The sequence below is a fragment of the Massilia sp. TS11 genome, assembly GCF_022012445.1.
Classification (GTDB): Bacteria; Pseudomonadota; Gammaproteobacteria; order Burkholderiales; family Burkholderiaceae_D; genus Telluria.
The window spans coordinates 584,004-598,510 of the sequence record NZ_JAKLTS010000001.1 but is presented as its reverse complement, the minus strand read 5'-3'; the positions used below and the strand labels follow the sequence as shown (position 1 = coordinate 598,510).

Below are 14,507 nucleotides of genomic sequence, written 5' to 3'. Positions count from 1 at the left end.
GCGCCCGTGTTAAAATAGACATTCGCTAGGGGTCCTGGCGCGCTTTGTTCGCGCCGGGTGAGAAATACCCTCCGTACCTGATCTGGATAATGCCAGCGAAGGAAAGCGCAAAGTCTGTCACCCTTCTTTGTTTGCTCCTGCGCTGGCCGTTTTGAGAGCAAACACCATGAAAACCCGCTTTACCCCCACCCTGCTGGCCCTCGCCATCGCCCAGCTCGTCTGCGCCCACGCGGCCGCCCAGCAAACCCTGCCCGAAGTGATCGTCACCGGCAGCAAAGCCGCCGCCAGCGAACGCGCCTCCGTCGGCGGTTTCGGCGACGCCCCGGTCATGCAGACCCCGGCCGCCATCACGGTGATCTCCGGCGAGCAGCTGAAAGACCTCGGCATCACCCTCGCCACCCAGGCCATGCGCCTGGACGCAAGCGTGGGCGACGCCTACAACGCGGTCGGCTACGCGGAGCAGTTCTCGATCCGCGGCTACACGCTCGATAACGCCAGCAGCTACCGCAAGGACGGCTTCGCGATCCCGGCCGACGCCCAGATCCCGCTCGAAAACAAGGAGCGCATCGAGGTGCTCAAAGGTCTGGCCGGTCTGCAGGCTGGCGTGGCTGCGCCGGGCGGCATCATCAACTACGTGACCAAGCGTCCCACGGCCAGCACCCTGCGCTCGGCCACGGCTTCGGTCAGCGAGCGCGGCACCCTGTATGCCGCCCTCGACCTGGGCGGCCGCTTCGAGGACACGCGCTTCGGCTATCGCCTCAATGCCGCAGCCGAACGTATCCGCTCGCAGGTCAAGGGTGCCGACGGCGAGCGCCAGTTCGTCTCGGCCGCCTTCGACTTCCGCCTGGCGCCGGGCGTCGTGCTGGCCATCGATGGCGACTACCAGCATAAATCGCAGATCACCGTGCCGGGCTACCAGCTGATTAACAACCGCAGCCTGCCGCGCGGCGTGTCAGCCGACACGCTGCTGAACAATCAGCCCTGGACCAAGCCGGTCGACACCCGCAGCGGCAACCTCGGCGCGCGCCTCGAGATCGCCCTCGACGGCGGCTGGCAGGCCAGCTTCAGCGCCAACCGCCACTGGTTCAAGCGCGACGACTTCACCGCCTTCCCGTATGGCTGCTCGAGCGCCGAACTGTGGCCCGGCTACTGCGCCAACGGCGACTATGATGTCTACGACTACCAGAGCGAAGGCGAAAAGAAATCGCCGTGGGCCCTGCAGGCCATGCTGCGCGGGAGCCTGGGCGCGCACGCCCTGAGCTTCGGCGCCTCCACCCTGCGCCGCAAGGACCAGTATGGCGACTACGTCTACGACTACGCCGGCGTCTCCAACATCTACCGCAACCGCGTGGTGCCGCCGGCGCCGGGCAATCCGCATACGGGCCCGGTCTACACGCGCCGCACCGAAAAGGAGTCGGCCCTGTTCGCCCAGGACATCCTGACCCTGAACGACCAATGGAAGCTGCACGCAGGCGTGCGCGTGGTGCAGGCCGGGCGCGACGACATCGACGCCAAGGCCCACACCGACGAAAGCTTCGTGCTGCCGAATGCCGCGCTGGTATTCACGCCGGCCGCGGGTCTGAACCTGTACGCCAGCGTCGCCCAGGGCATGGAGCACGGCGGCGTGGCGCCGGTGGGCACCACCAACGCCAACAAGGCCCTGTCGCCGAGCCGCTCGAAGCAGGCTGAAATCGGCCTCAAGGCGCAGCTGGGCAAGGACCTGGCCGTGACGGCCGCACTGTTCGACATCAGCAAGGGCCTGGAATTTACGAATAGCGCCAACACCTTCGTGCGCAGCGGCGAAGACCGCCACCGCGGCCTGGAACTGGCCGTGCAGGGCAAACAGGGGGCGATCGATTACGGCGTGTCGGCCACGGCGCTGAATACGCGCGAATCGGGCACCGGTATCGCCAGCATGGACGGCAAGCGCGTGACCGACGTGCCGGCCTTACGCTCGCTGGTATGGGGCGACCTGGAGGTGGACGGCGTGCCTGGCCTGAAGCTGTCGGCCCAATGGCAGTACTCGGGCAAGAAGGCCTTCGACGTCGAGAACACCACCTTCGTGCCCGACTACCACGTGGTCAACCTGGGCGCCAGCTACGCCACCCGCGTCGGCGGTTCGGCCGTGACGGTGCGCGCCTTTGTCGACAATGCCTTCAACAAGTTCTACTGGCGTGATGTGACGCCGGCGCTGGGCGGCTACCTGATGCCGGGTCTGTCGCGGACCGTGAAGCTGTCGGCCACGCTCGACTTCTGATCGGGCGCGGATAACGCCCTGGCCCCGGCCAGGGCGCTCCGGATCAGAACAGGTACTGCACGCGCGCCGTCAGCGATTTGGCGGTGCGGCCCGAATTCTTCCCGGTGAGGATGGCCGCCTCCAGCTTCCAGCGCGGCTTGCCGCCTTCGTCGATCTCGCTGAAGATGGCCGGGCCGATGCGGTGCGACTGGCGCGCGCGCGGCAGCCAGTGCTGCCACGGGCCGACCTCGCCGAAGGCCTGCACGCCGAACGACAGCGCCGGCTTGTGATGGTATTTGACCTGCGCCTGGTAGACCAGTTCGGCCGGCACATTGGCCACGCCGCGCAGATCGCGCTGGATGAAGAGGTTGAAGTTCAGCTGGGTGCGCCCGATCTCGGTCTGCAGCACCGGCCCCCATTCGAAGCCATAGCCGCGCGCGCTGTCGTGCATGCGGTCGATCTTGGTGTGAAAGGCGACGTCGACATCGTACTGGCCCTGCGTGAGCATCACGTCGTTCTGCCAGTAGTAGGAGGCGAAACTGCGGCCGCCGGTGCAGGCGCAGTCGAACCACACGCCGCCAAACTCCGTGTACCAACGCCCGTTCACGTTCAGGCTCACGCCGACTTCGGGCGAGCTACGCTGCGGCACGCCCGTCGGACGCGCCTTCCAGTATTTGTAGTCGACTGTCTTTTCGCCTTCGACCGGATAGGTCGTCACCAGATAGTAGCCGGTGTCGGCCCAGGCCAGGGCGGGAAGCAGCAGACAACCTGCGGAAAGTAGGCGCATGCACATCTCCAAAGCCTGGCAAATCTCAGTATATAACTGCCGAATTTATCACCGAACCTTGAAGCGCACAAATTTCGCGCTGTGAATCACCCTCGTACAAATGCGAAGAACTTCTTCATCGTGGCATCTGGATAATTATCGGCGAGCAGCCTTCGGACGCTAGGTCTAAAACCGTTGGCGATTTCATAAAATGTGGCAACTTCCTTGTGAATCTTCACCTCTATAAAGCCCTCTGCAACCATTTTGGAGAAGCCTTTTTCACTCAGTCCAGGCACCCGATTAGAGAATTTGATGTACTCAGTCTTGTTGTCGGTAAAACGATCACCTTTGAAAAAGGAATGCAGGAATCGTCGAACCTCGGTTTCGAGCAACTTCCCCTCATCATGCTTGCCTGCCTTCACCAAGGCGATAAACTCATTCAAGTCGCCCACATCGCAGGTAGGATCAAAACAGGAAGGCGATAAGGAAGATGAATGGATTGCCGGGTTGTAGCAGTGCTCGAAAGTGCAATAGATGAACTTAGTCTCTGAAAACTTAGACGCAAGGAAGTTCCTGTAATTTCCAAAGCGCGAATCTGATATTGTCAGGTTAGAGAAATCAATTGGCGGAAACTCGCCATGCAAAAATAGACCACTCACAGTGACTGCCGTTTCCGGGGACTTCCGCTCCACGTCATACAGCTGAAGAAGAAGGTCGGTCGTGTGCTGAGCCGACCCGCCGCGGGAAATTGCAGCGATGCACAGTAAGGCAGCAATCGCGCGGCGGAACTGCTCGATTTCAAGTTGACCATTGGGGTGGCTTCCGCCTTGCAGGCGCTGGTATTCGCTCCGCAACCTCGAAATCAGGTGATGAAAGCATGCGAAGGAGGCGGTCACGCGCTGAGCGAAATAGCGCCGCACGTCGCGGAACTCATTGGACTCGACAGAAAGGCGCGCCAAGGATCGGACGAAGGTCCGTTCGACGCTGACTTGTTCAATACCGTTCAATATCCCAATGACGTCAAAATATGACGACAAGAACGAGTAACGGAGCTCCAGCATCTCTCCGTTGTGGAGCAAGAGCGGGTTCAGCGCGATCTTTTCAGCGAGTGCCGGGCCGCGCGAATCGTAGAGGAGCATCAAACGCTCAAGCAACTCCTGACGTGGCCATCCCTTGGGATTCTCGACGATAAGCTCGGTGATCAGATGCACGACGTCCGCCACCGACAAATCAAGACCGTGGCGAATCTGCTCCCTGCGCATCACAGAAAAGATGATGTGGTCAGTCAATTCATTATTGGACGGATAAGGCGTCTTATCCTGTATGACGGCGAACTCCTCTGAGTCCCCGCTCTTGAACCCGTCCTCAGCTACCGTCGCCGCAATATCGGCAAAGAAGGGAACAACCCGACTCTCGGGATCTAGAAATAGGGTTTTGTCAATCCGGCTTTGGACTCTATCGGCGATGGCGTGCCCAATCTCGCCATAGGGTCGAAAACGCCGGCTCAAGTAGCGCTGGCAGGCTGCATGATCAAATCCCAGCAAGTCGAGTCTCAAGATTCCCAACTCGTCCAGCTTTACTTCATCCACCAAATGGGAATTTCGAGTGGTCAGAAGAACCGCGCTGCTGCCAAGCTCGTTGTGAAAGTTCTCAAGGGATTGGAGGAAAGTGTCGAGATTGAAGCGCTCAGGAAACAATGATACAAACTCATCCAAACCATCGATAATGACGATTAGGTTTCCGCTTAGGAAAGCAAGTTCGAAAGTATTTCTGTCGAAAATATGGTCGAAATGATTGCACTTTGCATACATTTCGTACAACGAGAACATTGAATCGATGCGGCCAGAAATCGCACCATTTTCGGCCACATGACGGCGAATTGACTCAGCCTGAATAAGCACCACGGTCGACTTCAAGTCCTTCCGACTGTGCAGTTTCACGGCAACAGAAAGGCAAAGTGAGGTCTTCCCCATCCCACCGGGTGCCACAACCAGGTGCGCACAGGTAGATGAAGGCGTCGTCAACAAACTGACAATATGATCAGCGGCCGAGGGCGCTACACAATCGTCACCATCTTCACTGACGAACTTTACACTTTGATCGGTATAGTTCGGAATTTCTGCAGGCTCATCAACGCTTTTTAGATCATCATCAATACAGAATTCCCAAAGGTAGTCTTTATAGGTGTACTCGTGCACCTTGGTGCGGAAGCCAGCAGCAGCGAACAAGCCAGAGATAAGCGAAGTCTCGCCACGGGCAGCACGCGGGCGCAATACTGTGATTTCAATTGGATTGATGTCTGCTTGCCGTAACTGGTCAATCGCATGATTGGTCGTCTGGGTGATATTACTACTCGACGAAAGCGCCAAAAAATATCCGACCAGCGGATTTTTCGTCTCCCACAACTCGTATTTAATGCGATTGCCGCCAGAAAAATCTGTGCCTGTCACACTGCCGACAATTTGCCGTCGTCTTGGATGGCAAATTCGAATCAGATCTTCTACCTTGGTGAAGCTATATTGATGCTCATCCGCAGCTAAAGTACGGCGCTTCGGTGGACGGCTCACTCGCCGCATACTCGAAAAGAGCTGAAGCAACTCGCTTTGCGCGTCAGGAAACTTCTGATCATCGCTGAAGTCGATATACAGCTGCCCCGCGAGATAGGTAGGGGTCGCCCCTTTCTCACGCAGAGCAACCAATACTTTGGTCTTCCCCGATGTTTGCAGCGATTCCCAATGGGCAGCTGATGCGAGATAAGTTTCGATCCCGACACCACCAGCACGGCTATCTGCTTTGGCTTTGTAATTAGCTGTCGCGACAACGACGACGAAATCGGCGTCGGAAATCCCCGACTCCATAAATTTATTCTTATCGACTAGTGCGTCGAGGTCATAGCCATCCCAGATGACATGCAATTCCGCGTATTCTTCTAAAGCATCGGCAAGCTTACGGACCCATTCGCGGTGAATAGTGCTATCCCAGCTATACGACAAGAAGACCTTCTTCATACAAGGCAGCTTTCAGTGAAGTTTGGAATTGAGCTGTATTCGCCACATGCCACTGACAGGGATCGACGAAGAGAGCTAGATATTGAACATAGTACAGGAGAAATAAATACTTTTGCTCAACAATTCTAATTTCTTAACACTGAAGATGTCTAATACGCAATTTTTCCCGCTGATTTTCGCCGAGTAGGATTGAGGAAGCCCAATTACCGCATACTGAGGGCAGCCACCACAGTTGCTACCCGCTCTGTCAACGATCCACGCACCAGCACGTAGGGAATCGCACGCGCGGCCAGTGTGGCCAGCACTTCGCCATGCACACGGTCGCGCACGGCCTCGGATTCGCGCTGCAGGCCGTCCGCCGTCCACGGCAGATCGGGCGCGGTGACGACGGTCAGATGGTAGTCGTGGCGCGCGTCCAGCGCCGCCAGCTGCTGGTCCACCCTGCCCCAGTAATGCAGGCTATACAGAGCCGTCATCAGCGGCGTAGTATCGCAGAACAGGTAGCCGCGCGCGCGGGCGGCCGCCGCGGCTTCGCGTTCGATCTGGGTGCGCGCGATCGGGTACTGGTCGTGCTCGAAGGGCACGCGCCCCGTCGTCTCGACAAATTCACGCAGATACTCGGGCACCCACACGGTGCCGTAGTGGGCGGCCAGGGCCTCGGCCAGCGTGGATTTGCCGGTCGATTCGGCGCCCAGGATGGCGATGCGGCGCACCGTCACTGGGGCAGCTCCTTGCGCCAGGCGCGCAGGCCGGCCACGGCCAGCACCACGAACACGCCATACAAAATGGCGGTCAGGGCCAGATGCTTGTACACGTAGAGGCCGACGTAGAGCACGTCGACCACGATCCAGGTATGCCAGTTTTCGATCTTCTTACGCGATAGCAGAACCTGGCCCACCAGGCTGCCCGCCGTCAGAAAACCGTCGATATGCGGGACGTCGGTATTGGTGAAGCGGGCCAGAAAAGCCGCCAGCAGCACATAGCCAAGCAGCCAGGCGCCGACCGACAGGGCCATGCCGCGCCGGTCCAGCGCCGATACCGGCAGCGTGTCCTGCTGCGGCCCGCCGCGCAGCCACTGGTACCAGCCCCACACCGACACCGCCGCAAACACGCCCTGCAGGCCCATGTCGCCGTAAAGGCGGGCGTCGTAGAACACCACGCCGTACAGCAGCGAGGACAGGATCGCAAACAGCCAGGCCCAATGGACCTGGCGGATGTTCAGCGCGACCGTGGCCAAGGCCAGCACAAAGGCCACCAGCTCGAGCGGCGTGGTGGCAAAGCCAAGCAGGACGATGCTGGCGTTGAGCGCATCCATCAGGGCTTGGCCGGATACTTGATGCGCATTTCCTTCAGCAGGTTGTCGGCATGGTCGACTTCCTTCATCACCCACAGCATGTAGCGGATGTCGACGTGGATGGCGCGCGTGATCTGCGGATCGAAGTACCAGTCCTTGCTGACCGATTCGTAGGTCGAATCGAAGTTCAGGCCAATCAGCTCGCCGCGCTTGTTCATCACGGCCGAACCGGAGTTACCGCCCGAGGTATCGGCGCTGGACAGGAAGTCGACCGGCACGGTGCCGAGCACCGGGTCCTTGAACTGGCCGTAGCGCTTCTCTTTGATGGCCTGCAGCAGATTGGCCGGGGCCATGAACTCGCCCTCGCCCGTGTACTTCTCGACGATGCCTTCCACCGTGGTGAACGGGCCTTTGCTCACGCCGTCGCGCGGCGAGTACGGCGATACCGTGCCATAGGTGACGCGCAGCGTGCCGTTCGCATCCGGGTAGACCGGTTTGCCCTGCGACTTCTTCCAGGCGATGACGGCGGCCATGTACTGCGGGATCACGCGTTCCAGGTTGCCGTCCACTTCCTTGCGGCGGTTTTCCAGGTTCATGCCGACGTCATGCAGCTTGACGGCCAGCTGGATGAAGGCGTCGTTCGCGGCGCTGAAGTCGGCCGGCGCCTTCTCCATCCACTCCAGGCGGCGCGCGGTCTGCGCCAATTGCGAGCCCTGGTACAGCGCGCCCACGTCTTTCGGCAGCAGCGCATCCAGCCCTTGCGGGTGGGCCGGCAGCTTGCTGTAGCGGGCCAGCGCCGCGCCGAAGCGGGCCTGGTCGACGCCGGCGTCAAACGACTGCTCCAGGCGCGTCATGCGCGCCTTGATCATGAAGACGTCGCGCTGCTGGTAGCCGCCTTCGCGCTCGGCATCGGGCTTCTGCTTCTCGAGCGCCAGGCGGTACAGGGTGCGCGCGGACTTCAGCAGGTCGCTATTGGTCGCCACCGACCAGGCGAATTCCTCGCCCTGCAGCGCGATATCGGCCGCGATCACGGCTTCCAGTTCGGCCAGCATCTGCTTGCCGCCGTCGCCCTGCTTGGCCAGCCAGGCGCGGAACTCGGCGTCCTGGGCCTCCTTGATGCCGGCGATGTCCTTGCGCTTGAAGCCGTCGAGGAAGCCGGTGGTGCGCTTGAGCGTGTTGTAGATGCCCTTCACCACGCTGGCGTAGCGCACGTCGAGTTCCTTGTTGCCCTTGGTGGCGGCGTGCATGGTGTCGATATCGGCCTGCATTTCGGCGATCCGCAGCGGGAAGTTCACGTCGCGGTTCCAGCGCACTTCGGCCGGCAGACGATAGCGGCTGGTACGGCCCGGATAACCGGCCAGCAGAATCGGATCGCCCGCCTTCAGGCCCTCGGCCGAGACGACCAGGAAGTCCTTGGAACGGTAAGGCACATTGTCCGGCGAGGGATCGGCCGGACGGCCATCCTTGCCCACGTAGGCGCGGATGAAGGAGAAATCGCCGGTGTGGCGCGGCCACTCGAAGTTGTCGGTCTCGCCGCCGTAATTGCCGATCTGGTCGGACGGCGCGTACACCAGGCGCACATCGCGGATCATCATCTGGCGGATGCGGTAGTACTCCATCCCGCGGTGGAAGCTCGGCACCGAGCAGCGGTAGGCCTTGTCCGATTCGCACTCGGCGATCAGGGCCTTGATGCGCTTCTGGACGGTCTCGTAGCGCTCACGACCGCTCATTTTCGGGCCGAGGTCCTTGAGCACGCGCTCGGTCACGTTCTCCACCTTGTCGGTCACGTAGACGAGGGAGTTGGGGCCGGCCGGCAGTTCTTCGGCGCGCGTCTTGGCCAGGAAGCCGTTGACGATGTAGTTGTTCTTGGCCGTGGAATTACGCTGGATGGCGCCGTAAGCGCAATGGTGGTTGGTGACGATCAGGCCATCGGGCGAGACGAAGGAGGCCGAGCAGCCGCCGAGCGAGACGATGGCGCTCATCGGGTGCTTGGACAAATCGGCCAGCTTCTCTGCCGGGATGGTGATGCCGATCTTTTTGAGTTCGGCTTTCAGCTGCGGCAGCTGGTGCGGCTGCCACTGGCCTTCGTCCGCGAGCGCGCTGGTGGCGGCGCCGAGCAGGACGGCAGGCACGAGGATGGACTTGATCATCGATTCTCTCCGGTGGTGTGGATAGTCTTATGGTTGTTCGCACAGACAGTGCGCGCTCACGGCAAACGGCTTGCGGTGTTCGGTCACGTCGGCCAGCCAGCGCAGATCGCGGCCGACGGCTTCGCTGGCGGCGCCCGGCAGCGGAAGCTGCACCGGCCCCAGGCCGAGCGTCGTTTCGATCTTCAGTGCCAGGGTCTGCGACACACCCAGCATTTCGAGCACGCGCTCCAGGCGCGAGGTCTCGCGTTCGACGTAGCTGACCCGGTAGCCCTCGGGCAGCTTGGCGCGCTGGGCGGCGGCCTTGATCGCATCCTGATAGCTGCCCAGGCGGTCGATCAGGCCGCGCTCCTTGGCCTGGGCGCCGGTCCACACGCGGCCCTGGCCGACGGCGTCGATCTTGTCCTGCGTGGTTTTGCGGGCCTGCGCGGCACGGCGCGTGAATTCGTCGTAGATGTGGCCCACGCTGCTTTGAATCAGGCTGGCCACCTTCGGGTCCAGCGGGCGCAGCGGGTTGTAGGCGTCGGCCAGCCAGGTGGTGGTGACGCCAGCCGTGTGCACGCCCAGCTTGTCGATGGTTTTCTCCAGCGTCGGCAGGATGGCGAAAACACCGATCGAGCCGGTGATGGTGGCCGGGTCGGCGATGACTTCGTCGGCCGCCATCGAAATCCAGTAGCCGCCCGAGGCTGCGACGCCGCCCATCGACACCACCACGGGTTTGCCGGCCGCACGCGTGATTTCCAGTTCGCGCCGGATCAGTTCCGACGCAAACGCGCTGCCGCCAGGCGAGTCGATACGCAGCACCACGGCCTTGACCTGGCTGTCTTCGCGCGCGCGGCGAATCAGGCTTGCGGTGGAAATGCCGCCCGTATTTCCGGGGCCGCTGACGCCATCGACGATATTGCCCTGGGCGACAATCACGGCCACGGCATCGCCAAACAGCTTGGGACGCTGGCGCATCAGGTATTCATCGAAAGCGATCTTGCGGTAACTCTTGCCCTCGGCGTCGCGCGCGCCGAGCTTCATCACGTACTCGCGCATTTCGTCGGGCGTTTTCAGGCCGTCGATCAGCTTGGCCTTGAGCGCCGCCTTGGCCGCGTCGCCCTTGAACTCCTCCATCAGGGCCGGCATGCCGTCGATATAGGCCATCACCGCGCCCGGCGTCAGCTTGCGCGCCTTTTCGGCCTCGCTCGTGTAGGTGCTCCACAGGCCGTTGTAGAGGAAGGCGTCGGCTTCGGCGGCCGCCGGCGAAGGACCGTTGCCGATGTAGGGCTCGGCGAAGCTCTTGTAGGTGCCGACCTTCATCACGTTGACGGTCACCCCCAGTTTCTCGAGCGCGTCGCGGTAGTAGTTGCGGTGGCGGCCCAGACCTTCGATGACGACGGCGCCCATCGGGTGCAGATAGACCTCGCTGGCATGCGCGGCCAGCAGATACTGGCGCTGGTCGAAATTGCCGCCCCAGGCCAGCACCTTTTTGCCAGCCTGCTTGGCGCGCTCCAGCGCCAGGCCCATTTCGCGCAGCTGCGGCATGCTGGCGCCATCGAGTTCATCGAGCTGGAGGAAGATGATGCCGATGCTCGGATCGGCCGCAGCCTTATCGAGCACGGTCAGCACGTCGCGCAGCTGGATCGATTTGCGCCCGTCGCCGTTGACGCTGGAGAGCAGGGATTCGCGCACGTTCAGCGTGTGCTGCTCTACCACCACGCCCGACAGGCGCAGCACCAGCGTCGTCTTGTCCTGCAGCGGCTTGACGCCGCCGGCGAACATGCCCCAGCCGATCGCCACCACCAGAATCAGGAATAGCAGATTCATCGTGGCGCGGCGGGTGGAATCGACGGCGCTCCAGAAACCGCGCCACACGCGGCCAATCAGGGACAGGGGCTTGAGGCTCATGGGCTCTCCTTGGGGGAAGCGGACGACGTGTCCGGCGCGGCCAGCAGCGCCAGGAAGACGATCAGGCCATTGATGGCCAACATTTCAAGGCCGACGCGGTAGTGCGCGAACAGCAGGTGCTGGCTGGCGTCCAGCAGGCCGCATAGCACAGGGCCGGACAGCACGGCCGGCACCACCCAGGCTTCGGGCGGCGTGCGGCGCGTGAGGATACCAAAGGCGAACAGGCCAAGCAGCGGGCCATAGGTGTAGGCGGCGATCTTCAGCAGCACCGCGATCATGCTCGGTTCATCGACCCATTTAAACACCAGCACCAGCAGCAGGAAGGCGGCGGCAAAGCTCAGGTGCACGCGGCGGCGCAGCGCCACCTGCTGCGCCTCGCTCAGGTCGGCGCGGCGCTGGATGCCGAGGATGTCGATACAAAAGCTCGAGGTCAGCGCCGTGATGGCGCCATCGGCGCTCGGGAACAGGGCCGAAATCAGCGCCACCAGGAAGATCACCTGTACGGCGGCCGGCATATGGCCCATGACGACGGCGGAGAACAGCTTGTCGCCGCTGGCCGTCACGCCTGCCTGGGCCGCAAACAGATGCAGCAGCCCGCCCAGGAACAGGAACAGCGCCAGCACGACCACCAGCACCACGGTCAGCGTCAGCATGTTCTTCTGCGAGTCGCGCAGGGTCTTCACCGAGATCGTCTTCTGCATCATCTCCTGGTCCATCCCGGTCATGGTCAGGGTGATGAAGGCGCCGGCCACGATCTGCTTCCACAGATTGTTCGGGCTGGCCCAGTCCCAGGTGAACACGCGCGCCAGGCCGCGTTCCTGCATCTGCACCAGGCTTTGCATGGGCGAGAGCTGCAGCGCATCGAGCAGATAAAAGCTGCAGATCACCAGGCCGCCGAGCATGCAGGTGGTCTGCAGGGTGTCGGTCCAGACGATGGTTTTGACGCCGCCCTGGTAGGTGTACAGCAGGATCATCGCCAGAATCACCAGCGTGGACAGCCAGAACGGCACGCCCAGACTGTCGAGGATGATGGCCTGCAGGATGTTCACCACCAGATAAAGGCGCGCGGTGGCGCCCAGCAGGCGTGACAGGATGAAGAAGGCCGAGCCACTCAGATAGGCGCGCCGGCCCAGGCGCACTTCGAGGTAGCGGTAGATGGAGGTCAGCTGCAGCCGGTAGTACAGCGGCAGCAGCACGTAGGCGATGCTGACATAGCCGATCGCGTAGCCGATGACGATCTGCAGATAGCCAAAGGCGTCGCGCCCGACCGCGCCGGGCACGCTGACGAAGGTGACGCCGGACAGGGTGGTGCCCACCATGCCGAAGGCCACCAGCATCCAGTTGCTGTTGTGGTTACCAATGAAGAAGCTCTCATTGGTGGCGCCGCGCGCCGTGATGCGCGCCACCAGCAGCAGCAGCGCGAAATAGGCCAGCAGGATGCCAAACAGGAGAACGGGCGACATGGTCCGTGGCTGGGCGGCGCTTACTCGGCGGCGGCCTTGGGTTTGCGCGCGCGGCTGCGCGGCTTGGCCGCGGCCTCGCCGGCGTCGCCTTCAGCGACAGCGGCCTTCGGTTTGCGCGGTGCGCGCGCGGCCTTGGGCTTGGCTTCGGCTGGCACGTCGGCTACGGGTGCGGGCGCCGGTGCCTCGGCGACGGCCGCCACCGGCGCGCCCTCCTCCTTGGCCGGTTTGGCGCTGTCGCGGCCACGGCCGCCACGGCCACGGCGCGAGCGGCCCTTGGCCGGTACATCGGCGCTGTCGGCGACCGGCGCCTCGGCGACGGCGGCTTCCGGCACGGTCTCGCTCTCGGCCTCCACGGCCTCGGTCGCGGCGGTCGGCTGCTTGCCCTGGCGTTGGCCGCCGCGTGCCTTGCGGCGCGGCTCATGCTGCTTGAAGGCGCGTGCCGGCGCCTCGGCCAGCAGCGCGGCATCGTCGGCCTGGGCCGCTTCCACCGTCTCCGGCGTCTGATTCAGGTCTTCGGCCGGCAGACCCTCGGCGGCCATCGCTTCGGCCTGCGGCGGTTCGATGCGGGCGGCGCCGCTGCTGCGGTAGACATAAGCGCCCGATTTTTCATCGCGGCCCACTTCCAGCATGCCGCGGTGCTGGGCTTCCTCGAGCAGATTGCCAAAGGTGCGGAAGCCGCAGTAGGACTCGCTGAAGTCCGGCTTGCGGCGCTTGATCGCGTCCTTCAGCAGCGAGGCCCAGATCTTGCCGCTGTCGCCGCGCTCGGCGATCATGGCTTCGAAGGTCTGCACGGCCAGGTAGATGGCCTGGGAGCGGCGCGCTTCCATTTCGTCCTTGCGGCGCTTTTCCTCTTCCGGCGTGCGCTTGGCGGTCGACTGGCGCTGGTCGCGCTTGGCGCCTTCGCGGCCGCGCACCAGGTCGTCATAGAAAATGAATTCGTCGCAGTTCGACACCAGCAGGTCCGAGGTCGACTGCTTGACGCCGACGCCGATCACGATCTTGGCGTTCTCGCGCAGCTTGGACACCAGCGGCGAAAAGTCGGAATCGCCGGAGACGATCACGAAGGTATTGACGTGCGACTTGGTGTAGCACAGGTCGAGCGCGTCGACGACGAGGCGGATGTCGGCCGAGTTCTTGCCCGACTGGCGCACATGGGGAATTTCGATCAGCTCGAAGTTCGCCTCGTGCATCGGCGCCTTGAAGCCCTTGTAACGGTCCCAGTCGCAGTAAGCCTTTTTCACCACGATGCTGCCCTTGAGGAGCAGGCGCTCGAGCACCGGCTTGATATCGAACTTCTCGTAATTCGCGTCGCGCACGCCCAGAGCGACGTTTTCGAAGTCGCAGAACACTGCCATGCTGAGATTGTCGTGGGATGAAGCCATGCTTGTCGTCTCGCTAAAAGGATGCGCGATTATACCGCCTTGACGGCGCGCGCAGCGGCGGGCACACTCGGCGCCCGGCCCCCACCTGCGCACCATGGATTTCAAGCCCCACCAACTCGAGCTGCTGCTCACCCGGACCATGCCCTACGGCCGCTATCAGGGCCGGGTGCTGGCCGAGCTGCCTGGGCATTATCTGGGCTGGTTTGCGCGTGAAGGCTTCCCGCGCGGGGAGCTGGGCGAGCTGCTGGCCCTCATGTATGAACTCGACCACAATAATCTGCGCGGCCTGCTGCAGCCGCTGCGCCGCTGAGGCGCGCG

At 62.5% G+C, this 14,507-nt stretch carries 10 protein-coding genes and 1 riboswitch; of the genes, 2 read left to right on the top strand and 8 right to left on the bottom strand.

Annotated elements, in window-relative coordinates; genetic code table 11:
• Window positions 1-17 precede the first annotated feature (17 nt).
• Window positions 18-121: riboswitch (TPP riboswitch) on the top strand.
• Between the two features lie 45 nt (window positions 122-166).
• Entirely contained in the window at window positions 167-2,257 is a 2,091-nt protein-coding gene (locus LZ005_RS02795) for a TonB-dependent siderophore receptor (protein ID WP_237804456.1), read from the top strand.
• 43 nt (window positions 2,258-2,300) lie between these two features.
• On the opposite strand, the gene LZ005_RS02790 is transcribed toward LZ005_RS02795, so the two are convergent.
• The 8 genes from LZ005_RS02790 to LZ005_RS02755 form a co-directional block, all read right to left on the bottom strand.
• Entirely contained in the window at window positions 2,301-3,023 is a 723-nt protein-coding gene (locus LZ005_RS02790) for a hypothetical protein (RefSeq protein ID WP_237804454.1), read from the bottom strand.
• 86 nt (window positions 3,024-3,109) lie between these two features.
• Entirely contained in the window at window positions 3,110-6,010 is a 2,901-nt protein-coding gene (locus LZ005_RS02785) for a toll/interleukin-1 receptor domain-containing protein (protein ID WP_237804452.1), read from the bottom strand.
• A gap of 203 nt (window positions 6,011-6,213) precedes the next feature.
• The gene (locus tag LZ005_RS02780) at window positions 6,214-6,729 is read right to left on the bottom strand and encodes an ATP-binding protein (protein WP_237804450.1); all 516 of its coding nucleotides are present in this window, start codon (window positions 6,727-6,729) and stop codon (window positions 6,214-6,216) included.
• On the bottom strand, window positions 6,726-7,325 hold the full coding sequence (pnuC, locus tag LZ005_RS02775) for a nicotinamide riboside transporter PnuC (RefSeq protein WP_237804448.1): 600 nt from the start codon (window positions 7,323-7,325) through the stop codon (window positions 6,726-6,728). Before pnuC ends, LZ005_RS02780 begins: the two co-directional genes overlap by 4 nt.
• Window positions 7,325-9,454, bottom strand: a complete 2,130-nt coding sequence (locus tag LZ005_RS02770) for a S46 family peptidase (RefSeq protein ID WP_237804446.1) — start codon at window positions 9,452-9,454, stop codon at window positions 7,325-7,327. The genes pnuC and LZ005_RS02770 overlap by 1 nt, the downstream gene beginning before the upstream one ends.
• A 27-nt stretch (window positions 9,455-9,481) precedes the next feature.
• Entirely contained in the window at window positions 9,482-11,344 is a 1,863-nt protein-coding gene (gene sppA, locus LZ005_RS02765) for a signal peptide peptidase SppA (protein ID WP_237804444.1), read from the bottom strand.
• A complete protein-coding gene (locus tag LZ005_RS02760; protein WP_237804442.1) occupies window positions 11,341-12,807 on the bottom strand; it encodes a sodium:solute symporter in 1,467 nt (488 codons plus the stop codon). Before LZ005_RS02760 ends, sppA begins: the two co-directional genes overlap by 4 nt.
• A gap of 20 nt (window positions 12,808-12,827) precedes the next feature.
• A complete protein-coding gene (locus LZ005_RS02755) occupies window positions 12,828-14,189 on the bottom strand; it encodes an NYN domain-containing protein (RefSeq protein WP_237804440.1) in 1,362 nt (453 codons plus the stop codon).
• A 94-nt stretch (window positions 14,190-14,283) separates the two neighbouring features.
• Here LZ005_RS02755 and LZ005_RS02750 point away from each other — a divergent pair, with 94 nt between their 5' ends.
• Entirely contained in the window at window positions 14,284-14,499 is a 216-nt protein-coding gene (locus LZ005_RS02750) for a DUF3820 family protein (RefSeq protein ID WP_237804438.1), read from the top strand.
• Window positions 14,500-14,507 lie beyond the last annotated feature (8 nt).